The organism is Actinacidiphila sp. bgisy160, from assembly GCF_965342435.1.
GTDB lineage: Bacteria > Actinomycetota > Actinomycetes > Streptomycetales > Streptomycetaceae > Actinacidiphila.
Map to the genome: position 1 here is coordinate 194,053 of NZ_CBDRCM010000003.1, position 24,892 is coordinate 218,944.

General features: G+C 71.6%; 20 protein-coding genes, 1 tRNA gene and 3 pseudogenes. 10 read left to right on the forward strand and 14 right to left on the reverse strand.

What is annotated here, in order from left to right; all coding sequences use genetic code 11:
* Positions 1–10: 10 nt before the first annotated feature.
* The 9 genes and pseudogenes from ACRWNP_RS05360 to ACRWNP_RS05400 form a co-directional block, all read right to left on the reverse strand.
* Entirely contained in the window at positions 11–922 is a 912-nt protein-coding gene (locus tag ACRWNP_RS05360) for a bifunctional helix-turn-helix transcriptional regulator/GNAT family N-acetyltransferase (RefSeq protein ID WP_431959769.1), read from the reverse strand.
* A 122-nt stretch (positions 923–1,044) separates the two neighbouring features.
* Positions 1,045–2,151: a LacI family DNA-binding transcriptional regulator gene (locus ACRWNP_RS05365; RefSeq protein ID WP_431959770.1), complete on the reverse strand. Its 1,107-nt coding sequence runs from the start codon at positions 2,149–2,151 to the stop codon at positions 1,045–1,047.
* 878 nt (positions 2,152–3,029) lie between these two features.
* The gene (locus ACRWNP_RS05370) at positions 3,030–3,473 is read right to left on the reverse strand and encodes a DUF937 domain-containing protein (protein WP_431959771.1); all 444 of its coding nucleotides are present in this window, start codon (positions 3,471–3,473) and stop codon (positions 3,030–3,032) included.
* Between the two features lie 64 nt (positions 3,474–3,537).
* On the reverse strand, positions 3,538–3,927 hold the full coding sequence (gene rbsD, locus ACRWNP_RS05375; RefSeq protein ID WP_431959772.1) for a D-ribose pyranase: 390 nt from the start codon (positions 3,925–3,927) through the stop codon (positions 3,538–3,540).
* Positions 3,924–4,826, reverse strand: coding sequence for a ribokinase (gene rbsK, locus ACRWNP_RS05380; RefSeq protein WP_431959773.1), 903 nt, complete (start codon positions 4,824–4,826; stop codon positions 3,924–3,926). The genes rbsD and rbsK overlap by 4 nt, the downstream gene beginning before the upstream one ends.
* 44 nt (positions 4,827–4,870) lie before the next feature.
* Positions 4,871–5,743, reverse strand: a pseudogene (locus tag ACRWNP_RS05385) (D-ribose ABC transporter substrate-binding protein); the annotation flags it as partial.
* A gap of 101 nt (positions 5,744–5,844) precedes the next feature.
* Positions 5,845–6,846: pseudogene (locus ACRWNP_RS05390) on the reverse strand (ABC transporter permease); the annotation flags it as partial.
* A complete protein-coding gene (locus ACRWNP_RS05395; RefSeq protein WP_431959837.1) occupies positions 6,836–8,356 on the reverse strand; it encodes a sugar ABC transporter ATP-binding protein in 1,521 nt (506 codons plus the stop codon). The gene ACRWNP_RS05395 and the pseudogene ACRWNP_RS05390, both read right to left, overlap by 11 nt.
* A 26-nt stretch (positions 8,357–8,382) precedes the next feature.
* Entirely contained in the window at positions 8,383–9,396 is a 1,014-nt protein-coding gene (locus tag ACRWNP_RS05400) for a LacI family DNA-binding transcriptional regulator (protein ID WP_326575975.1), read from the reverse strand.
* 192 nt (positions 9,397–9,588) lie between these two features.
* Here ACRWNP_RS05400 and recD2 point away from each other — a divergent pair, with 192 nt between their 5' ends.
* The 5 genes and pseudogenes from recD2 to ACRWNP_RS05425 form a co-directional block, all read left to right on the forward strand.
* On the forward strand, positions 9,589–11,808 hold the full coding sequence (gene recD2, locus ACRWNP_RS05405) for an SF1B family DNA helicase RecD2 (RefSeq protein ID WP_431959774.1): 2,220 nt from the start codon (positions 9,589–9,591) through the stop codon (positions 11,806–11,808).
* 131 nt (positions 11,809–11,939) lie between these two features.
* Complete coding sequence (locus tag ACRWNP_RS05410) at positions 11,940–13,229, forward strand: citrate synthase (protein WP_431959775.1); 1,290 nt, start codon at positions 11,940–11,942, stop codon at positions 13,227–13,229.
* Positions 13,230–13,654: 425 nt separating this feature from the next.
* Entirely contained in the window at positions 13,655–14,401 is a 747-nt protein-coding gene (locus ACRWNP_RS05415) for an SDR family NAD(P)-dependent oxidoreductase (protein ID WP_431959776.1), read from the forward strand.
* A 218-nt stretch (positions 14,402–14,619) separates the two neighbouring features.
* Complete coding sequence (locus ACRWNP_RS05420; protein ID WP_431959777.1) at positions 14,620–15,357, forward strand: DedA family protein; 738 nt, start codon at positions 14,620–14,622, stop codon at positions 15,355–15,357.
* A gap of 61 nt (positions 15,358–15,418) precedes the next feature.
* Positions 15,419–15,598: pseudogene (locus tag ACRWNP_RS05425) on the forward strand (hypothetical protein); the annotation flags it as partial.
* Between the two features lie 18 nt (positions 15,599–15,616).
* Here ACRWNP_RS05425 and ACRWNP_RS05430 read toward each other — a convergent pair.
* Entirely contained in the window at positions 15,617–15,820 is a 204-nt protein-coding gene (locus ACRWNP_RS05430) for a MarR family transcriptional regulator (protein ID WP_431959778.1), read from the reverse strand.
* A 194-nt stretch (positions 15,821–16,014) separates the two neighbouring features.
* Positions 16,015–16,440, reverse strand: a complete 426-nt coding sequence (locus ACRWNP_RS05435) for a TetR family transcriptional regulator C-terminal domain-containing protein (protein WP_431959779.1) — start codon at positions 16,438–16,440, stop codon at positions 16,015–16,017.
* 255 nt (positions 16,441–16,695) lie between these two features.
* Between ACRWNP_RS05435 and ACRWNP_RS05440 the strand changes: the two genes are divergently transcribed.
* Both ACRWNP_RS05440 and ACRWNP_RS05445 read left to right on the forward strand, forming a co-directional pair.
* On the forward strand, positions 16,696–18,717 hold the full coding sequence (locus ACRWNP_RS05440; RefSeq protein ID WP_431959780.1) for a M3 family metallopeptidase: 2,022 nt from the start codon (positions 16,696–16,698) through the stop codon (positions 18,715–18,717).
* 217 nt (positions 18,718–18,934) lie between these two features.
* Entirely contained in the window at positions 18,935–19,453 is a 519-nt protein-coding gene (locus tag ACRWNP_RS05445; RefSeq protein ID WP_431959781.1) for an FxLYD domain-containing protein, read from the forward strand.
* 709 nt (positions 19,454–20,162) lie between these two features.
* Here ACRWNP_RS05445 and ACRWNP_RS05450 read toward each other — a convergent pair.
* Together ACRWNP_RS05450 and ACRWNP_RS05455 are read right to left on the reverse strand one after the other, a co-directional pair.
* Positions 20,163–21,416: a hypothetical protein gene (locus tag ACRWNP_RS05450; protein ID WP_431959782.1), complete on the reverse strand. Its 1,254-nt coding sequence runs from the start codon at positions 21,414–21,416 to the stop codon at positions 20,163–20,165.
* Positions 21,417–21,534: 118 nt separating this feature from the next.
* Positions 21,535–21,864, reverse strand: a complete 330-nt coding sequence (locus tag ACRWNP_RS05455; protein ID WP_431959783.1) for a hypothetical protein — start codon at positions 21,862–21,864, stop codon at positions 21,535–21,537.
* Positions 21,865–22,112: 248 nt separating this feature from the next.
* Here ACRWNP_RS05455 and ACRWNP_RS05460 point away from each other — a divergent pair, with 248 nt between their 5' ends.
* Positions 22,113–22,247: a hypothetical protein gene (locus ACRWNP_RS05460; protein WP_431959784.1), complete on the forward strand. Its 135-nt coding sequence runs from the start codon at positions 22,113–22,115 to the stop codon at positions 22,245–22,247.
* A complete protein-coding gene (locus tag ACRWNP_RS05465) occupies positions 22,208–22,666 on the forward strand; it encodes a hypothetical protein (protein WP_431959785.1) in 459 nt (152 codons plus the stop codon). Before ACRWNP_RS05460 ends, ACRWNP_RS05465 begins: the two co-directional genes overlap by 40 nt.
* Before the next feature lie 173 nt (positions 22,667–22,839).
* On the opposite strand, the gene ACRWNP_RS05470 is transcribed toward ACRWNP_RS05465, so the two are convergent.
* Positions 22,840–22,912 (reverse strand) — tRNA-Arg (locus ACRWNP_RS05470).
* 303 nt (positions 22,913–23,215) lie between these two features.
* On the opposite strand from ACRWNP_RS05470, the gene ACRWNP_RS05475 reads away from it, so the two are divergent.
* The gene (locus ACRWNP_RS05475) at positions 23,216–24,889 is read left to right on the forward strand and encodes a dynamin family protein (RefSeq protein WP_431959786.1); all 1,674 of its coding nucleotides are present in this window, start codon (positions 23,216–23,218) and stop codon (positions 24,887–24,889) included.
* Positions 24,890–24,892: the final 3 nt, after the last annotated feature.

The following is a 24,892-nucleotide window of genomic DNA, read 5'->3' on the forward strand; positions in this document are numbered from 1 at the left end:
TTCTCGGACGTTACAGCACCAGTCGCCAATCCTGCCCGACGAGATCGCGGCCGAAACTATGGTGCGGCTTCTCCCCGACGAGCTCGAAACCGGCCGCCTCGTAGATCCGCCGGGCGGAGACCAGCACGTCGTTGGTCCACAGCACCAGCTCGTGGTGGCCGGCCGCGCGCGCGTGCCCGACGCAGGCCTGCACCAGCCGCCGGCCGATGCCGTGGCCCCGGGCGGCCGGCTCCACCAGCAGCAGGCGCAGCCGTGCCGTGCCGGGCGCCTCGTCGCGGACGCAGAAGACGCAGCCGGCGCGCTCGCCGTCCAGTTCGGCGATCCACGCCCGCTCGTGGCCGGCGGCGACGATCCGGGCGACGAGGGTCTCGTACTCGGCGTTCCAGCCGTACTCCTCGGCGTAGACCTCGGCGTTGCGCTGGACCACCCAGCCGAGGTCCCCTGGGCGCGGCTCGCGCAGCCGGACCCGCGGCACGCGCGGGGCCCTGCGCGCGGCCGGCCCACCGAGGACGTCGCGGACCGTACGCATGGCCTGCGTCAGGCGTTCGCGCTCGCGCGGGGCGAGCCCGCCGACCATGGACGCGACCGCCTCCCGCGACCGGTCCTCCAGGAGCCGGGCCGCCTCTTTGCCTTCGGGTGTCGGCTCCACGCGCTGCCGCCGGGCGTCCCGCGGCGAGGGCGCGCGGGTCACCAGTCCCCGGTCCTCGAAGGCTGCCAGCAGCCGGCTGAGCTGCCCGGCGTCCACGGACAGGGTCGTGCGCAGGTCGGCGGCGTCCAGCCCACCGTCGGCGGCGTGGGCGAGCTCGTAGAGGACGCGGGCCTCGGTGAGGGTGTACGGGGTGTGCAGATGGCGGCTGTAGTCGAGCGCGCCGATCAGGTTGGTGTAGAAGCGGTTGAACGCCCGGATCTCCTGGACGGTCATGGGCGGCCCCCTCGAAATTCTTTGACTGCGTCAAAGGTATCCCCGCCGGGGCGGTTCCGCACGGGCACCGGTGCGCCTGGCGCGCCTCCCGCCGTTCCGCCGTTCCGCCGTTTCGCGCGTTCCTACGCGCCGCTTCGCGGTGCCGCCGTCGAGGCCCGCACCATCAGCTCCGTCCGTACGGTTGCGAGCCCGCCGGGAGGCGGCGTCTGACGCCCCATGACCAGCCGCCCGGCGCGGGCGCCCGCCCCCTGCAGCGGTATGCGCACCGTCGTGAGCGCGGGCACGGCGTCCACGCTGAAGGGCAGGTCGTCGAAGCCGGCGACCGATACGTCCTCGGGGATGCGCAGTCCGCGCTCGCGCAGCGCGGCGCAGACGCCGAGTGCCACCGTGTCGTTGGCGGCGACGACCGCGGTGATCCCCGGCTCGCGGCGCAGCAGCTCCAGTGCCGCGTCGTACCCGGAGGAGCGGTCGTAGTAGCCGTGCACGGTGAGGCGTTCGAGCTCGGCGGAGGAGCCCGCGAGCCCCGCCTCGGCCAGGGCGGCGCGGTGGCCCTCCAGGCGGTGCCGGGTGGTGCTGCGCCCCTCGGGGCCCGCGACGTAGCCGATGGTGCGGTGGCCGAGGGCCAGCAGGTGCTCGGTGAGGCGTTGCGCGCCGCCCCGGTTGTCGAAGGCGACGGTCATCACGGCGTCCGCGGCGGGGCCGGCCAGGCCGACGAGTTCCGGTACGGGCGGGCGGCCGCACAGCACGATCCGGGTGCCCGAGGCGGCGAGCCGGGCGAGGCGGCCGGCGACGGCGGCGCTGTGCCCGGTGCCCTCCACGGCGCCCCCGGTGAGCACCACGCCCGCGGCGCGCTGCCGCTCCAGCAGGGTCAGGTAGTTGAGCTCGGCCTCGGGGGAACCCCCGGTGTTGCAGACCACAGCGAGCTTCCCGGCGCCCGCGGGCGCACCGGACGGTTGCTCGGCGCCGCCGCTGATCTCGCTCTGCACGGCGCTGGCGATGAGCCCGAAGAAGGGGTCGGCGACGTCGTTGACCAGGACCCCGACCAGGTCGGAGGTGGCGGCGGCCAGGGCGCGGGCGTGCCCGTTCACGACGTAGTCGAGGTCGTCGACGGCCCGCAGGACCCGCTCGCGCGTACTGCCCGCGACCGGGTAGTTGCCGTTCAGGACACGCGAGACGGTCGCGGCCGACACTCCGGCGCGCGCCGCCACGTCGGCGAGGGTCACTGCCATCTCGTCTGTTTCCTCCGGGTCGGTCCTCCCCGGGCCCTCCGCCCGTAGCGGCACATGTTCTCACCTCGGGGGCCGCCGGGGGAGCGGAGTCGCGCAGTACCTTTCCGGGGGCCTTCCGCCGCTCTGGGGTCATTCTGCGAGAAAGGGCTTTCTGTCGTCATTTCAAGGGTCGCGAGGTGCCGTCGGCGCCGACGGGCGGACCCGCTTGTGAACCTTGCTCCCACCCTGCCGTCGCCGGCGTCGCCGGCAGCGGTTCCGCCGGGCCCGCCTGCCCGTGCTGGAGACCCCCCGGAGGTGCGGTCAACGGCTGTGCCGACTCGGCCGCGTGCGACGCGGGAGGCGAACCGGCGCCGGAAGGCGGACGGCCGCGCACGAGGCACCGGCCCGGCTCACGGCCGCCCGCACCTCGTCCCACTCGCCCCGCGGGAGGCAGGGCGTTCCGCGTCACCCCGCTCCCCGAGGCCGCGCTCCTGGGCCGTGGCCGGCCCGGCGACGGCTGCGTGGACCTGCGCGGGTTCCGCGAGCGGGCGGACGCGGCCGGCCACGCGGTAGCCGTCGAGGCGAGATCTCCGACCCGCGTCGTGGGTGCGCGACGGAGCCGAGGTGCCGGCCGAGACGGCCGTCCGGTACCGCCGGCACGTGCTCTGAGAAATCCCTGAGAATTTCTTCCGGAAGCCGTACAACCCTCCCCGGGGCCGGTGTGTCTACCTAGCGTCAAGACCCGGAGGGGGGCCTCACATGGGTCTTGAGTGGGGGAGAGCGCGACACCTGGAGGGGGCTCGGGGTTTCGCGCAGAGGGAGGGAACGCCAAAGGGGTCCGGCCGAGCCGGACCCCTTTCGCCATGCCTGCTCCGTCCGTTCCGCCCGGCCGCCGCGGTTCAGCGCTTCTCGCGGGCCCGCCGGGCCAGCACGGCCGCCATCACGGGGATCAGCGTCTCCAGCGCCGCCGTGACCGCCTCGACCGGAAGCCCGGTCCGCTTGGCCACTGCCCGTGCCGCCGGGGTGGCGACCTTGGTCAGTACGGCCGCCAGGACCCCACGGCCCGGTTCCTGCCCCGTACCGCCCTGCATCCCGGCGAAGCCCGCGGCGGCAGCGGGCAGCGGCTCGGGCTCGTTCGCGGCCTGCTCCATGGCCTGGCACAGCTCCGCGGTGCCGCCGGGTGTCACCACGTCGTCGGTCAGCACCCCCGTGATCGAGGCCACCGCGCTCCCCACGACCCGCTGCGCCTGTGCGGCGTCGGTCCCGAGCAGCTCGGTGATCTCCCGGAGCCGGTCGTCCCCCAGCTCCTCCAGCACCTCGTCCTTCAGCGGTCGGTCGCTCATGGTCGGGACGCTACGCGGGATCCGCCCGCCCGGCCCGCCGACCGCAGCCGGAAGGATGTACGCCTTAGAAGGGCACGCCGCAGCGCAGGATGACGTTGGCGTACGGCCGCGACTCGCCTGTGCGGACGACGAGGCGGGCCTGCCGGGTGCGGGCCTTGAACTCCTCGTGCGGCACCAGCTCCAGGTCCGGGAAGGCCCCGTCGAGCTGGGCGGTCACCTCGGGATTGTGCTCGCGGACCTCCCTGGCCGCGATCGCCCCCTCCACCACCAGCTCCTCCAACAGACCGTCGAGGACCTCGGAGAACGACGGCGTGCCGGCCCGGAACGCGAGGTCGACGACGATCGGCCCGGGAGGGATCGGCAGCCCGGCGTCGCAGACCACGACCAGGTCGGTGTGGCCCAGCACGGCCAGGGCGCCCGCGAGATGGCGGTTGAGGATTCCGGACTTCTTCACAGCTGACCCACTTCTTCGAGGGTGGGGAAGGATTCCTGCGCACCCGGCTTCGTGACGGCGGCGGCGCCCACCCGCACCGCGAACCGCACGGCGGTCACCAGGTCGTCGCCCGCGCCGAGACGCCAGGCCAGTGCTCCCGTGAAGGAGTCGCCGGCACCGGTGGTGTCGACGGCCGCCACACGCGGGCTGGGTATGCGCACGGTGCCGTCCGGCGTCGCGGCGAGGGCTCCCGCCGCGCCGAGCGTGACGACCACCGAGCGCGGCCCGAGGGCGAGCAGCCCCGCCGCCCACGCCTCGGGGGTGTCCCCGGCCTCCGGGCCGAGCAGGACGCGCGCCTCGTGCTCGTTGACGACGATGGGGTCGCAGCCGGCGAGCACCTCCCGCGGCAGCGCGGCGGGGGGCGAGGGGTTCAGCACGACCCGCGTGCCGGACTCCGTGGCCGTCGCCACCGCGGCGGCCACGGACTCCAGGGGGATCTCCAGTTGCAGGGAGACCACCCGGGCGCCGGCCAGCAGCTCGCGCGCGCCGGTCACGTCCGCCGCGGTGAGCCGGGCGTTGGCGCCCGGCGACACCACGATGCTGTTGTCGCCCGAGGGGTCCACCGTGATCAGCGCGACCCCTGTGGGGGTGCCGCCGTTCAGGACACCGGTGGTGTCGACGCCGGCCGATCTCAGCGAGCCGGTGAGCAGCCGCCCGTGGGCGTCGTCGCCGACCCGCGCCAGGAGCGCCGTACGCGCGCCCAGACGGGCCGCGGCGACGGCCTGGTTGGCCCCCTTGCCACCCGGGTGGGTGGCAAGGTCCGAGCCGAGGACCGTCTCACCGGCCGCCGGGCGGCGGTCGACGTGGATCACCAGGTCGGCGTTGGCCGACCCTACGACCAGCAGGTCGTAGCCGTGCATCTGCGTGTTCCCTTCGGGGTCCGGCCGTACCGGGGTGCGGACTGTCAGGAGGAGAAGTCGGCGACGTTCTGCTCGGTGACGACCTTGACCGGAACCTTCACCAGGCTGCCGAGCTTCTCGCCCTTGGCGGCCTTCACCGCGTTCTGCACGGCCAGCTTGCCGAGTTCCTTCGGCTGCTGCGCCACGGACGCGAAAAGGGTGCCGCCCTTGACCGCGTTGAGGCCGTCGGGGGTGCCGTCGAAGCCGACGACCTTGACCGACTTGCCCGCCTTGTCGCCGAGCGCCTTGATGGCGCCGAGGGCCATCTCGTCGTTCTGGGCGAAGACGCCGGTGACGTCGGAGTGGGCCTGCAGCAGGTTGGTCATGACGTCCAGGCCCTTGGTGCGGTCGAAGTCGGCGGCCTGCTGGGCCACGACCTTGATGCCCGGGTAGGCCTTGATGCCCTCGTTGAAGCCCTGGCCGCGCTCGTTGGCCGCGGAGGTGCCCGCGGTGCCCTGGAGGACGACCACGGTGCCCTTGCCGCCCAGCGACTCGGCCAAGGTCTTGGCGGCGAGCCGGCCGCCCTCGACGTTGTCGGAGGCGACGGTGGTCGCGAGCTCGGCCTTGTTGACGCCGCGGTCGGCCGCGACGACGGGGATGCCGGCCTTGTTGGCGGCCTTGACCGAGGGGCCGGCCGCGTCGGAGTCCACCGGGTTGACGATGATCGACTTCACGTTCTGGCTGGTGAAGTTCTGCAGCTGGTTGGCCTGCTGCGACGCGTCGTTCTGCGCGTCGGTGACGGTCAGGTCGACGCCCTCCTTCTTCGCCTCGGCCTGCGCGCCCGCCTTCAGCTGCACGAAGAACGGGTTGTTGAGGGTGGAGACCGACAGGCCCACCTTGACGTCCGAGGAGGAGCCGGAGCCGGAGCCGGAGTTGCAGGCGGTCGCGGTGAGCGCCAGGGCGGCGACGGCGACGGTGGTGGCGGAGATGAGCTTGGTGCGCATGGGGGCTTCCTTGCTGGTGCGGTGCGGAGAAGAGGAGGGGGTCTGTGGTGCGCGGCGCGCGGTCAGGCGCGGCGGCGCAGGGTGTCGAGCAGGACGGCCAGCGCGATGACCGCGCCGATGACGACCTGCTGCCAGAAGGCGGAGACCGACAGCAGGTTGAGGCCGTTGCGGAGGACGGCGAGGATCAGCGCGCCGATCAGGGTGCCGGACGCCTTGCCGACACCGCCGGAGAGGCTGGCGCCGCCGATGACGACCGCCGCGATGGCGTCCAGTTCGTAGCCGTAGGCGGCCTGCGGCTGCGCGGAGGCCAGACGTGAGGCGAGCACGATGCCCGCGACCGCCGCGAAGAGGCCGGACAGCGCGTAGATGATGATCTTCTGGCGCTTGACGCGGATGCCGGAGAGGCGGGCCGCCTCCTCGTTGCCGCCGATCGCGTACATGGCGCGGCCTATGTACGTGCGGCCGAGGATGATCGCCGTGGCGGCGCCGGCGACGATCATGACCAGGACCGGGACGGGCAGCCAGCCACCGATGGTGTCGCCCAGGTGGGAGACGGAGTCGGGGAAGGCGATGGGGCTGCCCTGGGAGATGACCAGGGTGAGGCCGCGGCCGATCGACAGCATCGCGAGGGTCGCGATGAACGGCGGCAACTTGCCGAAGGAGATCAGCAGGCCGCTCAGCAGACCGCTGGCGACACCGGTGGCGACGGACAGCACGACCGCCAGCCACACCGGCAGGCCCGCCGAACTCGCGCTCCAGGCCAGCACCGTCGCGGACAGCGCCGCGACCGAGCCCACCGACAGGTCGATGCCCGCCGCGACGATCACAAAGGTGGAGCCGAAGGCGAGGATGGCGACGACGGCGGCCTGGACGCCGACATTGAGCAGGTTCTGTGTGGACAGGAAGTCGCCCGAGAGGAACGACAGGGCCACGAGCAGGACCACCAGGGCGCTGAGCGCGCCGTTGTTGAGGAGCACACGGCGTGCCGCGGCGACGCCGCCCGTGTCCGTACTGCTTTTGAGCGTGTCAGTGGCCACGGGAGCCCTCCACATCCTTCGTTGCTGTTGCGTTGCCGCCCTCGGCGGGCGCTGTGCCGACGGCCAGGGCCATGACGGAGTCCTGGGTGGCCTCGTGCGCGGGGAGTTCACCGGCGAGCCGGCCCTGGGACATCACCAGGACGCGGTCGCTCATGCCCAGCACCTCGGGGAGGTCGCTGGAGATCATCAGCACCGCGTGACCGGAGGCCGTGAGTTGGTTGATGAGCTGGTAGATCTCGACCTTGGCGCCGACGTCGATGCCCCGGGTCGGTTCGTCGAGGATGAGCACCTTGGTGTCGGCCAGCAGCCACTTGCCGATGACGATCTTCTGCTGGTTGCCGCCCGAAAGGGTGCGCACGTGCTGGTGGAGCCCGGCCATGCGCACCTTGAGCTGCCCCGAGATGCGGTCGGCGGCCTTGCGCTGCCCGGCCCGGTCGACGAACCCGGCGCGGGTGGCCCGGCCGAGGGTGACCAGACCCAGGTTCTCCTGGATGGTGGCGTCCAGCACCAGACCCTGGCCCTTGCGGTCCTCCGGCACCAGGCCGATGCCCGCGTCCATGGCGGCGTTGACGTCGTGGCGGCGCAGCCGCTTGCCCAGCACCTCGACCGTGCCGGAGTCGTACGGGTCGGCGCCGAAGACCGCGCGGACGACCTCGGTACGCCCGGCGCCGACGAGCCCGGCCAGGCCGACGACCTCGCCGGCCCGCACCTCGAAGCTCACGTCGTGGAAGACGCCGCCCCGGGTGAGGCCCTCGACCCGCAGCAGGGGCGCGCCCGCTTCCGCGCGCTCGCGCGGGTACTGCTGCTCGATGCTGCGGCCCACCATCAGCCGGACCAGCTCGTCCTCGGGGGTGCTCGCGGGCACCTGGGAGACACTGCGGCCGTCGCGCAGGACGGTGACGCGGTCGCCGAGGGCGGCGATCTCCTCCAGGTGGTGGGTGATGAAGACGATGCCGACGCCGTCCTCGCGCAGCTTGCGCACGATCCGGAAGAGCTTGTCGACCTCCTCGCTGGTGAGCACCGCGGTCGGCTCGTCCATGATCAGGACGCGCGTTTCCAGGCTGAGCGCCTTGGCGATCTCCACCATCTGCAGGCGGGCGATGCCCAGCTCCGAGACCGGGGTGCGCGGGTCGACGTCGACGCCGACCCGGGCCAGCAGGGCGGCGGCGTCCGCGTTCATCTGCTTGCGGTTCACCAGGCCGAGGCGGCGCGGCTGGCGGCCCAGGAAGATGTTCTCGGCGACGCTCAGCGCCGGGACGAGGTTGAACTCCTGGTAGATGGTGGCGATACCCAGCTTCTCGGCGTCCTGCGCGCCGTGGATGCGCACCTCCTGGCCGTCGACGAGGATCCGGCCCCCGTCGGGGCGGTTGGCGCCGGAGAGCATCTTGATCAGGGTGCTCTTGCCCGCGCCGTTCTCGCCGAGCAGGACGTGCACCTCGCCCGCGCGCAGATCGAAGTCGACGCCGTCGAGGGCCACCACACCGGGGAAGACCTTGCGGACACCCTCCATGCGGAGGAGCTCGGGGCTGCTCGTGCTCAACGGGGACTCCCTTCGGACGCGCCGCAGGAGCGGCGGACAACGAGGCGGGCGGACACGGTGACCGACGGCGCCGGCCTGCCCTCCACCCGGTCGATCAGCGACCGCACGGCCGCGCGGCCGAGCTCGCCCGTGGGCTGGGCGATCGCGGTGATCGGCGGATCGGTATGGAGGAACCACGGGATGTCGTCGAAGGCGGCGAGCGCGATGTCGTCGGGCACGCGCAGGCCGCGGGCACGGATCTCGTCCATGGCGCCGAGCGCCATCAGATTGTCCGCGGCGAAGACGACGTCCGGCGGGACCGGCAGGTCCAGGAAGCGGGCGGTGGCCCGGCGGCCGCTGTCCGCCTGGAAGTCGCCCTGGCCGATGTACTCGTCGGGCAGCGGCAGGCCGAAGGCCGCCAGCGCCTCGCGGAAGGCCCGCACGCGCTCGCGGCCGGTGGTGGTCGCGGCGGGGCCGGCGATGATCGCCAGCCGGCGGTGGCCCAGGCCGTGAAGGTGGGCGACCAGGTCGCGCACCGCGTCGCAGCCGTCGGTGCGGACCACCGGGACGTCGTTGCCGATACCGGGGATCCAGCGGTCGACGAAGACCATCGGCGTGCCGGAGCGCACCGCGTCCAGTATCAGCGGGGAACCGCCGTCGGTGGGGCTGACCAGCAGTCCGTCGATGCGGCGGTCCAGCAGCGTGCGGATGTGGTGGTCCTGCTGCTCCGGCCGCTCGTCGGCGTTGCCGATGATCACGCTGTAGCCCAGCGCCCTGGCCTCGTCCTCCACGGAGCGGGCGAGCTCGGTGAAGAAGGGGTTCAGCACGTCGCTGATGACCAGGCCCAGCGTCCGGGTCTGGTCAGTGCGCAGCGAGCGCGCCACCGCGTTGGGCCGGTAGCCGAGTTCGGCCACCGCCTCCAGCACCCGGGTGCGGGTGTCGGGGCGGACCGCGGGGTGGTCGTTGAGCACGCGGGAGACCGTCGCGACGGAGACACCGGCGCGTGATGCCACGTCCTTGATGCTCGCCACCCGTCCCACCTCCTCGTGGAATCGATTACAAGGAGGATTGGAATCGATTACATGCTCCAGGGCAAGAGCACGAAACCGGATTGTTATATTCCAGGGCCCGGCCGGACGGAGTTGTCCACAGCCCCCGGCGGCCTGTCGGGGCCGGGCGGTACGGTCGGATCACATCGCAGATCCGGGGAGGTGGCCCGCGCCGTGGGGGAGTTGAGACTGGCCGTCGTCGAGGGCGTCCTGGAGCGGATCACGTACGCCAATGAGGAGAACGGGTACACGGTCGCCCGGGTCGACACCGGCCGGGGCGGCGGCGACCTGCTGACCGTGGTCGGCTCGCTGCTGGGCGCCCAGCCGGGCGAGTCGCTGCGCATGGAGGGCCGTTGGGGTTCCCACCCGCAGTACGGCAAGCAGTTCACCGTGGAGAACTACACCACCGTCCTCCCGGCCACGATCCAGGGCATACGGCGCTACCTCGGCTCCGGGCTGATCAAGGGAATCGGCCCGCGGATCGCCGAGCGGATCGTCGAGCACTTCGGCACCGACACCCTGGAGGTCATCGAGCGGGAGCCGGCCCGGCTGGTGGAGGTCCCGGGCCTGGGTCCCAAGCGCACCAAGCTGATCGGCGCCGCCTGGGAGGAGCAGAAGGCCATCAAGGAGGTCATGGTCTTCCTCCAGGGTGTGGGCGTGTCCACCTCGATCGCGGTGCGGATCTACAAGGAGTACGGGGACTCCTCGATCTCCGTGGTGAAGAACCAGCCCTACCGGCTGGCGGCCGACGTCTGGGGCATCGGCTTCCTCACCGCGGACCGCATCGCGCGGGCTGTCGGCATCCCGCACGACAGCCCCGAGCGCGTCAAGGCAGGCCTGCAGTACGCCCTGTCGCAGGCGACCGACAGCGGCAACTGCTTCCTGCCCGAGGAGCGGTTGCTGTCCGACGCGGTGAAGCTTCTCCAGGTGGACACCGGCCTGGTGATCGACTGCCTCGCGGAGCTGGCCGGCGAGGAGGGCGTGGTCGTCGAGCCCGTGCCCGCCCCCGACGGCGGTGAGGACCCGGTGCGCGCGGTGTATCTGGTGCCCTTCCACCGGGCGGAGATCTCCCTGGCCGGCTCGCTGCTGCGGCTGTTGCGCGGTACGGAGGACCGGATGCCCGCCTTCCGCGATGTCGACTGGGACAAGGCGCTGACCTGGCTCGCCGGACGGACGGGTGCGGACCTCGCCCCCGAGCAGCAGCAGGCGGTGCGGCTGGCGCTCACCGAGAAGGTCGCCGTGCTGACCGGCGGCCCGGGCTGCGGCAAGTCCTTCACGGTCAGGTCCGTGGTGGCGCTGGCGCAGGCGAAGAAGGCCAAGGTCGTGCTGGCCGCGCCCACCGGCAGGGCGGCCAAGCGGCTGGCCGAGCTGACCGGGGCCGAGGCCTCGACGGTCCACCGGCTGCTGGAGCTCAAGCCGGGCGGCGACGCCGCCTACGACCGGGACCGGCCCCTCGACGCCGATCTGGTCGTCGTCGACGAGGCCTCGATGCTCGACCTGCTGCTGGCGAACAAGCTGGTCAAGGCCGTGCCGCCGGGGGCTCACCTGCTCTTCGTCGGCGATGTGGACCAGCTGCCCAGCGTCGGCGCCGGTGAGGTGCTGCGCGATCTGCTGGCCGAGGGCGGCCCCGTCCCGTCGGTCCGGCTGACCCGTATCTTCCGGCAGGCCCAGGAGTCCGGCGTGGTGACCAACGCGCACCGGATCAACTCCGGAGCCCACCCGGTCACCCAGGGGCTGGACGACTTCTTCCTCTTCGTGGAGGAGGACGGTGAGGAGACGGCCCGGCTCACGGTGGACGTGGCGGCCCGCCGCATCCCGCGCCGGTTCGGCCTCGACCCACGCCGCGACGTCCAGGTGCTCGCCCCCATGCACCGGGGCCCCGCGGGCGCCGGCGTGCTGAACGGGCTGCTGCAGCAGGCCGTCACCCCGGCCCGCCCCGACCTGCCGGAGCGGCGGTTCGGCGGCCGCACCTTCCGCGTCGGCGACAAGGTGACGCAGATCAGGAACAACTATGAAAAAGGCGCCAACGGCGTCTTCAATGGAACGGTGGGGGTCGTCACCTCCCTGGACACCGTGGAGCAGCGGCTCACCGTACTGACCGACGAGGACGAGGAGATTCCTTACGACTTCGACGAGCTGGACGAGCTGGCGCACGCCTACGCGGTGACGATCCACCGGTCACAGGGCAGCGAGTATCCCGCCGTGGTGATCCCTGTCACCACCGGGGCGTGGATGATGCTCCAGCGGAACCTGCTCTATACCGCTGTTACCCGGGCAAAGAGGCTGGTCGTGCTCGTGGGTTCCCGCAGGGCGATCGGCCAGGCGGTCCGCACGGTCTCCGCAGGCAGGCGCTTCACGGCGCTCGACCACCGGCTGGCGCGGGCGGCAAAATAGGCACTGGGTGCCACCATTCGGCTCCTCGGCCGACCCCGAGTGCACGTGGTCACGCCAAATGGGGGACAGTAGGGGTAGTCAGGGCACCTACAAACCTCGAAGAAGAGGCACGACGTCGGTGAGGGAATGACGTGAGCGACAACTCTGTAGTACTGCGGTACGGGGACAGCGAACACAGCTACCCGTTGATCGAGGGCACCGTTGGTGACAACGGCTTCGACATCGGCAAGCTGCGAGCCGACACCGGCCTGGTCACCCTGGACAGCGGCTACGGCAACACCGCGGCCTACAAGTCCGCGATCACCTACCTCGACGGCGAGCAGGGAATCCTCCGCTACCGCGGTTACCCCATCGAGCAGATCGCCGAGCGCGGCACCTTCCTGGAGACCGCGTACCTTCTCATCAACGGTGAGCTCCCCACCGTCGACGAGCTCGCCGCCTTCCGCGGCGACATCACCCAGCACACGCTCCTCCACGAGGACGTCAAACGGTTCTTCCAGGGCTTCCCGCGGGACGCCCACCCGATGGCGATGCTGTCCTCCGTGGTCAGCGCGCTGTCGACCTTCTACCAGGACAGCCACAACCCGTTCGACGAGAAGCAGCGCTACCTGTCGACGATCCGGCTCATCGCCAAGCTGCCGACGATCGCCGCGTACGCCTACAAGAAGTCGATCGGACACCCCTTCGTCTACCCGCGCAACGACCTCGGCTACGTCGAGAACTTCCTGCGGATGACCTTCGCCGTGCCCGCCGAGGAGTACGAGCTCAACCCGGTCGTCGTCGACGCCCTGGACAAGCTCCTCATCCTGCACGCGGACCACGAGCAGAACTGCTCCACCTCCACCGTCCGCCTGGTCGGCTCCTCGCAGGCCAACCTGTTCGCGTCGATCTCCGCGGGCATCAACGCCCTGTGGGGCCCGCTGCACGGCGGCGCCAACCAGAGCGTCCTGGAGATGCTGGAGGCCATCCAGGCCGACGGCGGCGACGTGGACGCCTTCATCCGCAAGGTGAAGAACAAGGAGGACGGCGTCCGGCTGATGGGCTTCGGCCACCGGGTCTACAAGAGCTTCGACCCCCGGGCGAAGATCATCAAGGCCGCCGCCCACGACGTGCTCTCCGCCCTCGGCAAGTCCGACCAGCTGCTGGACATCGCGCTGAAGCTCGAGGAGCACGCCCTCAGCGACGACTACTTCGTCTCGCGCAACCTGTACCCGAACGTCGACTTCTACACCGGCCTGATCTACCGGGCCATGGGCTTCCCGACCACGATGTTCACGGTGCTCTTCGCGCTCGGCCGGCTCCCCGGCTGGATCGCCCAGTGGCACGAGATGATCACCGAGCCGGGTTCCCGGATCGGTCGTCCGCGCCAGGTCTACACGGGCATCGTCGAGCGGGACTACGTCCCGGTCGAGGCCCGCTGACGCCCCGCGCCCCGCGCACAGAGAAACGCCCCGCGCCGAATCCCCCCACGGGTTCGGCACGGGGCGCTCCCGTTTCCCGGAGCGGATCCCCCCACGGGTCCGTACCGGGCGTTCTTTGGGTGCGCTCGCCCAGCCGGGCCAAGCCACCCGGGAGGGCCGCTCAAAGCTCTCCGGGCAGTTCGCCCCGGCATGGCGACCGGGCTGTCCCCCAAAGACAACCCGCTCATCATCTCACCGAGTCCGCCGGGAGCCCGGTGTCTTCGCTGGGATAGACCCCCTCGTAAACCAAAAGGTTACGTTCCAGCCAGTGTGACCTCAGTCTCGGCTACGCATCTCCTACGTCATCCGCATCATGACAGACCCCCGTGTCGGTCGCGTGGCCCCCGTCCCGTAACGTGCTGTCCCTCCTCGAGGGGCGGAGCGTGATGTCGCAGAACGCAAGTGTGGGCCGGCACGTCGTGGTGACCGGCGGGGGAACGGGCATCGGCCGGTCGGTGGCCACCCTCTTCGCCGAGGCCGGCGACCACGTGACCATCGTCGGCCGGCGGCGCGAGGTGCTGCGCGCCACCGCCGATGAGCTGCGCTCCCTGCACGGCTACGACGTCACCCCGGTCGTCTGCGACCTCGCCGACCCCGACGACGTGGAGGCGACCCTGGAGCGGCTCCCCCGCCGTATCGACGTCCTGGTCAACAACGCGGGCAGCCGGGAGCTCGCGATCGGGGCCGGCCCGCACGGGGTGCTGGCCCGCTGGCGCGGCGACTTCGAGCGCAACGTCCTCACCGCCGTCCTGGTGACCGAATCCGTACGTGACCGGCTCCCCGAGGGCGGCCGGGTCATCACCGTCACGTCCGTGGCCGCGCTGCGCGGCGGCGGCTCCTACGGGGCCTCCAAGGCCGCCCTGCACGCCTGGAACCACTCCCTGGCAGCCCAGCTCGGCCCGCGCGGCGTGACCTGCAACATCGTCGCCCCCGGCACGGTCGCGGGCACCGAGTTCTTCGGCGCCCGGCTCGACGCCGCCGAGCTGACGCGCAGGGCCGGCCGGACCCTGGTGGGGCGGGTGGGACGGCCCGAGGACGTCGCCTCCGCGGTGGTCTTCCTCGCCTCCCCCGAGGCCGGCTTCATCACCGGCGAGATCCTGCAGTGCAACGGCGGCGAACTGCTCGGCCGCTGAGCCGCGGGACCGCGGCCCCGGGGAGTACGCCGGGCGTACTCCCCGGGCCACAGCCGGCCCTTCCGGCCCCGTACCTGAGGATGAGGTGCCCCAGGGAAAACCCTGGGAATGCCCCGATCCCGGCGAAACCGCCTTGCCCCCTGCGTCGCGGCCCTGCGAGCGTTGAGGCCTGGGACGGGACGCGGGGGACGGGCCGGGGCGGGAAGAGGGGCGGCCGCATGGACGTTGGACGGATCGTGTCGGCCCTCGACTTCACCGCGGGCCTCGAGGGGTATCTGCGGGACGGCCACGTCCTCTGGGCGTACGCGGTGCTCGCTGCCACCACCGCGCCGCCTCTGGTGCCCAACGCGGCGCTCCTGGTCGCCGGAGGTGTGCTCGCCGCCCAGGGGCGGCTGGACATCGCCCTCGTCCTGCTGGTCGTCGCCGGCAGCGCCCTCGCGGGCGACCTGCTGATCCACCGCACCGGCCGCGCCGTCAGCGGCCGAGTGCTGACCCGGCTCTACCGGCGGCCGCGGCGCCGGGCGCTGCTGGAGTGGGCCAGCGTGCGGATACAGCGGCACGGCGTGCCCTTCGTGATCGCCGTCCGCTTCCTGCCCAGCGGGAGGGTCGTCGGCGGCCTCTCGGCGGGCATCGTGCGCTACCCGGCCCGCCGCTATCTGATCGGCGCGGGTGTGGCCGAGGGGGTCTGGGCGACGTACTCGGTGGGCCTGGGCTACTTCGGCGGTCTCGCCATGTCCGACTCGCTCTACGCCGTCGCGCTGGGCCTGGGCGTCTCGCTGGCCGTGGCCGGAATCGGCGGTGTGGCGCAGAGGTTCTCCGGGCGCCGCTCGGCCCGGGCGGGTACGGCGTCCCCCGGACGTGTGGTGGCCACCGGCGGCCCCGCGGGCCCGGAGGGGGACGCGCCGGAGGCGGACGCCCCGCAGGGGGAGCCGGCGGACCGGGCGCTGCGGGGCTGAGGCCGGCCGCCGCGGGAGCGGGCCGTGCCGGCCTTCGTCTCAGGGCGAACGCGATGGTGGGCGGACCCTGCTCGTGCCCGCCGTGATGCGGCTGACCGGGTGGGCCACCTGGTGGGCGCCGCGGCCGCTGAAGGCGCTGCACGACCGGTTCGGGCTGAGCGAGGGCGAGGACCCGGGCCGGGCCCCCGCGCGGGAGGAGCCCGTACCGCACCCGCACCCGGAGCCGGCCCGCCCGGGCTGATCGGCGGCGGGGCCGACGTCAGCCGAACTCCCGGCGTCCGCGGTTCCCGGGGCGCCGGGAGTTCCACAGACGGACCGTGTCCGCGTACCAGAACGGCTTCCCGCCCTCCACGACATCGGGGGGCGGCAAGTGGCCGTGCTTGCGGTACGAGCGCACGGTGTCGACCTGCACCCGGATGTGAGCGGCGATCTCGGCGTACGACCAGAGGGTCCGGTCCGTCATCTTCCACGCACCTCCCATGCGCCGGCCTCGGGGACGGCCGGCCTCGCCGGGACAACGACATGCGATCAGGCGCGGAAGGGGCTGTTGATCGTCTGTGACGCGAAGCCCGTGTAACGGTGACAAACGTGGCGGACGCGTGACCGGCCTCCCCGATTGTCGGAGAAGCCGTCCGCGTGCGGAATGCCCAGCCCCCCTCAGCCCTCGAACCGAGCCGGCAGCGAGGGGACTTCCGCGTCGGCCGACCTCCCGTCGGCCAGGGCCCTGAGGCGGTTGATGGTGGCGGTGCCCGCCCGGGCGTGGGCCGTGGCGTCGTCGAAGAGCCCCGACTGCAGGGTGCCGGTGTCCCTCAGCGCGATCAGCTCGAAGGCCAGCAGCGGGATGTCGGCGTCCGCGCGCAGCCGGTCCGCCCGCCGGGCCTGGGCGGCCACATCGTGCACCGGCCCGGTACGCGCGTCGAACTCCGCCGACACCGCGAGCAGGAAGCAGCCACCCGGGAAGACCCGCCGCCGCGAGCGGTCCAGCCACGACTCGCACAGCCGCCGCACCCGCGTCAGCCCCGCGGGCAGCTCCCGCGCCGGCTCCACCACCTGCCGGATGTGCCCCTCGCGGGCCGCCCGCACGGTGGCGAGCTGCAGCTCCTCCTTCGAACCGACAGGGCGAACCCCCGCTCCTGCAGAGCCCGAGCTCGGTCGCCGGCCGGCCCAGCGACAGCCCCTCCAGACCCTCGACCGAGGCGATCGCCATGGTGCGGTCGAGCACCAGCCGACGGGTCCGGTTGCCGCGCTCGACCCGGCCGTCCGTAAGCGTGGCCGCCATCCGGGCATCCTAGGGAAGGGCACGTCCGGGCGGCAGGCACCGGGCGTAAGGTCGGTGGCGTGACCTCGACGAATCCCTTCCTCAGTCCGAGCACCCTTCCGTACGAGCTCCCGCCGTTCGCGGACATCCGCGAGGAGCACTACCTTCCCGCCTTCGAACAGGGGATGGCCGAGCAGCTCGCCGAGACCGAGGCCATCGCGGCGAACCCCGAACCGCCCAGCTTCGAGAACACGATCGTCGCCCTGGAGCGTTCCGGAGACCTGCTGGACCGCGTGTCGAAGGTCTTCTTCAACCGCGCGAGTGCCGACACCGGCCCGGGCATCCAGGAGATCGAGGCCAGGATCAACCCCGCCCTCGCCGCCCACGCCGACGCCATCCACCTCGACCCCGCCCTGTACGCCCGCGTCAAGGCGCTGTACGAGGGGCGGCAGGAACTCGGTCTGGAGGCCGAGGGGCTGAGGCTGCTGGAGCGCTACCACACCCGCTTCGTCCGCGCGGGCGCCGAACTCACCGAGGAGGGCCGCGAGCGGCTGAGGGCGCTCAACGCGGAGATCGCGGAGGCCTCCACCGCCTTCGAGCAGAACCTTTTCGCCGACACCAAGGCCGCCGCCCTCGTCCTCGGCAGTGCCGACGAGCTGGCCGGTCTGTCCGCCGACGCCGTTGCCGCCGCGGCCGCCAACGCCACTGCCCTCGGCCACGACGGCAAGTACGTCATCAGCCTGAAGAACTTCTCCAACCAGTCCGAGCTCGCCGCCCTCGACGACCGGGCCCTGCGCCGGCGCCTGCTGGAGGCCTCGCTCGGCCGCGGCCTGACCTCCAACCGCGAACTCACCGTCAGGCTCGCCCGGCTGCGCGCCGAGCGCGCCGCCCTGCTCGGCTACGAGAACCACGCCGCGTACGTCGTCGCCGACCAGACCGCCGGCACGCCCGAGGCCGTGACCTCCCTGCTCGCCCGTCTGATCCCGCCCGCCGTCGCCAACGCCGAGCGCGAGGCCGCCGCCCTGGCCGCCGCCTCCGGGCTGGAGGATTTCGCGGCCTGGGACTGGACGTATTGGTCGGAGAAGGTCCGCAAGGCGGAGTACGACATCGACACCGCCGCCATGCGCCCCTACTTCGAGCTGGACCGGGTGCTGCGGGACGGCGTCTTCCACGCCGCCGGCCAGGTCTACGGACTGAGCTTCACCGAGCGCCCCGACCTCGCCGCCTACCACCCCGACGTCCGGGTCTTCGAGGTCTTCAACGCCGACGGCTCGCCCCTCGGCCTCTACCTGGGCGACTACTTCGCCCGCGCCTCCAAGCGCGGCGGCGCCTGGATGAACAGCCTGGTCGACCAGTCCGCGCTCTTCGGCCGCAAGCCGGTCGTGGTCAACAACCTCAACGTCGCCAAGCCCGCCGACGGCGAGCCCGCGCTGCTCACCTACGACGAGGTCAACACTCTCTTCCACGAGTTCGGCCACGCCCTGCACGGTCTGTTCTCCGACGTCCGTCACCCCTTCTTCTCCGGTACGGCCGTCCCGCGCGACTTCGTCGAGTACCCCTCCCAGGTCAACGAGATGTGGGTGACCTGGCCGCAGGTGCTGGCGCACTACGCACGCCACCACGAGACCGGCGAGCCCATGCCCGCCGACCTGGTGGCCCGGATGGAGGCCGCGGAGCGCTTCGGGCAGGGCTTCCGCACCGTGGAGTACCTGGCGGCCGCCGTCCTCGACTGGGCCTGGCACACCATCCCCGCCGGTCACGACCCCGGCGACACGGAGGAGTTCGAGGCCGCCGCCCTGAAGGAGGCCGGGCTCGCGCTCCCCGCGATCCCGCCGCGCTACCGCAGCACCTACTTCGCGCACATCTTCGCCCACGGCTACAGCGCCGGGTACTACTCGTACATCTGGAGTGAGGTGCTCGACGCCGACACCGTGGAGTGGTTCAAGGAGAACGGCGGCATGCGGCGTGAGAGCGGCGACATCTTCCGCCGTGAGCTGCTCTCCCGCGGCGGCAGCGTCGAGCCGATGGCCGCGTTCGAGGGCTTCCGGGGCCGTGCGCCGCGGATCGAGCCGCTGCTGACGCGTCGCGGCCTGACCGGCTGACCTTTCCCGGGCCGGTGGCCGGCGAGGCACGGCGTCTCGTCGGCCATCCGGTGAGCCATGGCCCGTTCCGGACGGCACGATCAGACCCTCGGCACAGACTTATCAGGAATGATCTATACCGGATCGGTCACGAGCACGTTACAGACAGCTCTTGTCTCTGCGCGCATGGTGAAGCTCTGCCACGGTGTCTTCACATCCGAGCCTCAGGGGGTTCACCATGTCTCAGTCGTCGCACGCCTCGCCACCGGGCCACTACCCGCCGCCCCAGGATCCGGACTGGAGCCGGCCACCGAAGAAGTCGGGCGCGGGGAAGATACTCGGCTTCGGGATCGCCGCCATCGTCGTCGTGGTCGGCGGCAGCGTCGCCTTCGCCCTCAACACCGGGGACGACAAGGGTGGTTCGGGGGACGACTCCACCGCGGTCAGCGCGTCACCGGCCGAGGCCGACGGCCGCACATCGGCCCCGGGTGACGCGAAGGTCACCTCGTGCGGTCTCGCCGGCTTCAGCAAGTGGCCCAGCGCCGAGGTGACCATCACCAACCACAGCTCGGAGACCTCCGACTACCAGGTGCAGATCGAGTTCGTGGACGCCGGCGGAGCGCGCATCGCCCAGGCCGTCGCGACCGCGACCGGCGTGGCCGCGGGGAGCCAGGAGACGACGAGCGCCCAGGGGTCCCAGCCCGCCGCCGGCGATATCGACTGCAAGATCACCGAGGTCCTGCGCAAGGCGAACTGACCTCTCGCCGCGCTGCCGCCGAGGGGGAGCGCGCGGCATGTTCCGCCGTCTCCTTCGGCACCGGTGACTCCGGTTCGCACTCCGACCCCGCGGTACGGGACCGCGGGGTCCGGCCGCCGGGGCGGCTGATGGCGCCCGGGAGGTTGGGCCGGACCCACGCCACCCGGTGACGAGGCCCCCCGCGGACCGGCGGGGAGCGGCGGGCCCGGGGGCGGTTCGCACGGGGTTCACCGCCCCGAGGGCGGGAGCGGGATTCCGTGAGGGTTCCGCATACGGTCCCGACCCCTTCCACGCCGTGCCGAAATGGCGGAGAAGCGTCACATTCCGACAGCCCGTCAGGCGGCCGTCATCAAACAATCAGGACTCCCGTTCGACGGACTCGTTCGAACACCAAGAAGTCAACAACTTCTCCAGCCGTAGCTGCCATTCGAAACTTCCGAATGGTTTTGTCAAAGTGCTGGCAGGCAAGGGTGCCCCCGACAGGACTCGAACCTGCGGCCAAGCGCTTCATGCTCGCCCCCCCCGGAACCTTCGGGCACGACAGAGCCCCGCCGTGGCGAAGCGACGGGGCTCGTCTCGTTCCCTGAACCGAGACGGGCTTTCCATGGAAGGGGAGTCACTGGCCCCATGCCCACATCAAACCCAGACAGCGAGTAGTCACATGACCGGCCGAACAAGTCCTAGCGTGAGGCCGGACAGCCGACGCGCTTCAAACGTCGACATCACGGCCTCGCCCCAATGGCTCGGAGACAACGACGTCGAGGAAGTTTGCGTCCCGGAACGCCCTCAGCGCCCTCCCCCGGGTACCGCCCAACTTCTGCAGAACCTCGTCCTTAGTCAGACCCGTGCCGCGAAGCCCGGCACACTGCCGGGCCAGTGCCAGCCGCTCCGGATGGTCTTCCGGGGCTTCGTAGAAGACCGCGTCCTGCAGCAGCTCCTTGACGGACTCGAGGGACCGTCCCATGACGCGTCCGATCTCCGCCCTCGCCAGGCCCGCTCTCTTGTGCCTCAGAGCCTCCGCCGCCGCAAGGCGCCGCTCCTTCTGCAGGTCCTCATTGCGTCGGAGCGTGATCCCCGCGGCCTTGCGGACACGGTAGAGGAGACCCTCGACCTGTTGAGGAGACAGGCCGAGCCGCGCGGCGATGTCACGATTCGCCACACCCTCCCCGTGCAGCCGCAGCGCCTGCTCCTCGCGATCCAGACGAAGCAGCCGTTCCTGCTCCCGCTCCTGCTTCCTGCGTCGCCCGATCTCGTCCTTGAACGCACGCCGCAGGGAGGCCTTCACCGATCGGGCCCAGCGGAGCTGTTCGTGCTCCTCCCGCATCTGCTCCCGGACGAAATAGCCGTACCAGAACGGCATCCGTTCGCCCAGACCACCATCGGCACTCCCGCCCCAGCGGAACATGGGGTACTGCTCGCGCCTTCTCAGCAACACTTTCAGGACCGACTCGTCCGGGGTGTAGCCGCCGTCCTGCCGCATCAGGAGCCGCTGCTTGTCGGTGAGTCCCTCCATGACACGGGTCCAGGCCGTCCGGAGTCCGGCGGCCTCCGCCAAGGTCACGAGCGTCTCCCAGTCCCACTTGGGCACGGTGAGCCCAAACTGGGTACCGTCATCGGTTTCCCAGCGGTTTACCTCCGCCGCGACGTACACGGCGAAGTCGGCAGCGTTCCACGCCCGTATGACGTCCTGCCATATCTTCGCGGCCGTCGCGGGCAGGTAGGCAACCCGCTGACCCCCCACGTCGAATGCCACCGCCCGCGCGTCCCACCGATTGGACGGTTCGGGCACAAGCTCGGCTTCGACGCTCTGGCCGACGGAGAACCTGCTCAGCGATTCCTGGAAGTAGTACGCCCCAGACGCGTAGTACTGTCCGGCCGGGCGGCCGTAGTCGTTGAGCAGAATGCGGCCGGCAGGCCTGATGTACTCCCCGGGCTGACGCATATGGATTCCCACAGCGCTCATCCCCCCTCGCATCGCGCGTACCCTTCTGTGAACCGGTCCGGCCGGCCCCTGAAGGTGTCTTCCGTTCGGTCGGTTCACTCTGGCGAGACGGCCTCCGACCTGCACTATCGCGGCGATCCTATGCCCGGTCTGGGTCCCACCGGCAGGCCGGACCCGGCGTCGGCGACTGCGGGCCCTGCTCATCAAGGCCGGCCGTCAACGCGAGATCACCCCCGAAGTCGAACGCCTCCACCGCCTGCTGCGCGAACCCCAGATGCAGCAACCGCCACTGGTCGAACAGGCCATGGGCGCCAAAACCCAAGCCTTGCTCCGACAGTTCAACGCGGCCTGCGCCAGAGCCGATGAACTCGAAGCCGCCACCATCGCGGCGTTCGAGGCCCACCCGGATGCCGAGATCATCACCAGCTTCCCCGGCCTCGGACCCTGCCTCGATGTCATGTACCTTCATCGCCACGCCGTACCCGAGAGTCATCGACTCCAGGTGTTGGAGGGAACTTCCCCGCACCACATCCCCGGGCGCAGCCGTACCTCGTCGAGGAAGTCGTAGACATCGGTCAGCTCTGTCAGATGCCTGGGGGTTACGCCACGAGTCTCCTGGGCTGGATCTGGCGCCGTCCCCGCGGTGGCCGGCGGGTGCACGCCTTCTTCTCCACGCTCTAGTAGTACGCGGGGCCCCGGCCGGAGGAAGCAGTGGCCATGCGTGTTCTGGACGCCCGGCTGCCCGTGGAGGACGACGAAGACCAGTGGGGCGAGCTGCTGCTCCACACCGCTCGGCCGGAGGTGGGGAAGCAGTGGACGGATACGGCAAGGTCCATGAGGTGCGCGGGCTGAAGGGCAGGGCCAAGGACGACACCCGCGTCGTACCGTGTCGTCCGGCGCTGACGCGCATCCTGCGGGAGCACGTGAAGGCCGAGGGCCTGAAGCCCGGGGATCTGCTCTTCCCGGGGGAGCACGGGGACACTCTCGCGGGGTCGGTTTTTCGCCGCGCCTGGCGCACCGCTCGGCAGCAGGTGCTCGCGCCGGCAGAGTTCGCCTCGCCGCTCGGCAAGCGCGTCTATGACCTGCGGCATACCTGCCTGACGTCGTGGCTCAACGCGGGCGTCCCGCCGACGCAGGTCGCCGAGTGGGCGGGCAACAGCGTCCCCGTCCTGCCTGCCACCTACGCGCGTTGTATCTCCGGTCAGCTAAGGGATCACCAGAGGCGGATCGAGGCCGGGGGAGACCTCCCCGAGCCGGACGAAGATCGCTGAACCGGTTCCGGAACTTCGACACGTATTCGACAGAGCCACCCGCGCAAACCCGGCGACAGCCGGACGGCGCCGGAGGGTTCTCGTGATCACCCGCGTGGTCAGGCGCAGCTGCGTACCGCGTGGCAAGGTTCTGACCGGCAAAAAAGCCCCTCCATGTGGAGGGGCGCAGTGGGTGCCCCCGGCAGGACTCGAACCTGCGGCCAAGCGCTTAGAAGGCGCCTGCTCTATCCACTGAGCTACGGGGGCCGGACGTTGGCCGCGACCGAACCCGCCCCTTGTGTCGACGGTTGCGTGACCTTGCCGGGGACAAGGATAGGGCGCGGCTGATGTGCGGCCGGTTGCTTCGCCTTCATGACACGTTGTGTAGGTTCGGTGAAGCGGTCTGATAATCGCAGGCAGGTGCGAATGTCGCACCAGTTTTGACGCCTCAGCCGACGGCTGTTGTGCACTCGTTATGCCGGTGACTCTTCCGACCCTTCCGTCCCGTTCGGCCCTCTTGCGGGCCGAAAGGCGTGAACTAGGTGGAATACGCTTCAAAAACCCATCAAAATGGGGCATTCTGCCACTGTGGCGATCTTGGATGTACGGCCCGAACTCCTCGACGCGCTGTCGGCGCTGCGCGACCGCGTCGCGAACGCGCGCTTTCCCCTCCCCCTTCCCGGAGCCGAGAGGGCCCGCCGCACACGCCAGGAACTGCTCGCGCAACTCGACGACTATCTGGTGCCCCGGTTGAAGGCGCCCGAAGCGCCGCTGCTGGCGGTGGTGGGCGGTTCGACCGGAGCGGGCAAGTCCACGCTCGTGAACTCGCTGATCGGCCGGCGTGTGAGTGACGCGGGTGTGCTGCGCCCCACGACGCGCACACCGGTGCTGGTGTGCCATCCCCAGGACCGTGCCTGGTTCGCCGATCCGCGGGTGCTGCCGGGCCTGGCCCGCGCCTGGGCGCCGCGGCCCCGGACCGCGGCCGACGCCGAGGGGGAGGAGGAGACGGAAGGGAACGACGAGGACCGCGAGGCGGAGGAGGCCAGGCTGTGGCTGCGCCTGGAGACCGACGACACGCTGCCGCGTGGACTCGCCCTGCTGGACGCGCCCGACATCGACTCCCTCGTCTCCCGCAACCGCGAACTCGCCGCCGAACTGCTCTGCGCGGCAGACATCTGGATCCTGGTGACCACCGCGGCGCGCTACGCCGACGCTGTGCCGTGGCACCTCCTGCGCACGGCCAAGGAGTACGACGTCACCCTGGCCACCGTCCTGGACCGGGTGCCGCACCAGATCGCCGAGGACGTCTCGCAGCACTACGCGGCCCTGCTGACCCGGGCCGGTCTCGGGGACGTGCCGCGGTTCACCGTCCCCGAGCTGCCCGAGTCGGCGGGGGCCGGCGGGCTGCTGCCGCACACCGCAGTGGCGGCGCTCGGCAGCTGGCTGGCGCACTGTGCCGAGGACCCGGCCGCGCGGCACCAGGCGGCTCAGCGCACCGTCTCCGGGGTCCTGGGCTCGCTCGGCAACCGGCTCCCGGAGCTGGCCGGCGCCTCCGCCGCGCAGCATGCCGCGGCCGTGCGCCTGACCCGCCACGTGGACGACGCCTACGACGAGGCCGAGTCGCGCGTGCGGGAGGCCGTCGACGGCGGGGCGCTGCTCGCCGGGGACGCCCTGGCCAGCTGGCGCGGCTATCCGGACTGCGGCCCGGCGGCCCTGCTGTCCGCCCTCGCCGAGAGCCTTGCGGTCCTGCTGCGGACCGAGGTCGCGGCGGCCGACGAGCGGACCCTCGACGCCTGGCGCGCTGACCGCGCCGGCACCGTCCTGGCGGAGGACGCCGACTCGGAGTCGGCGTCGGCGTCCGGCGACGCCGCCGAGCGGATCGAGGAGGCTGTCGACACCTGGGGGTTCACGGTGAACCGCCTCGCGCACCAATCGGTGCGCGGGAACACGGAGGGCGTCGACCCCCAGAACGCGGCGGCTCTGATCGCGGTCGCCGTGCTCGGTGGCCGCAAGGGCACGGTCGCGGGCGAGCGGCTCGCCTCCCTCGTCGGCGCGCACGCGGCGCTGCGGGCCGGCGACCGGGCGCGCGAGGAGCTGGACCGGCTCGTCGCCGACGTGCTCGACGCCGAGCGGGAACTGCGGGTGCTCCCCGTGGAGGCGCTGGATGTGACGGCGGGCCAGCAGGCGTCGCTGATCGCGGAGCTTTCCGTGGTGCAGAGGTCGTACGGACTCCAGGAGAGGTGATCA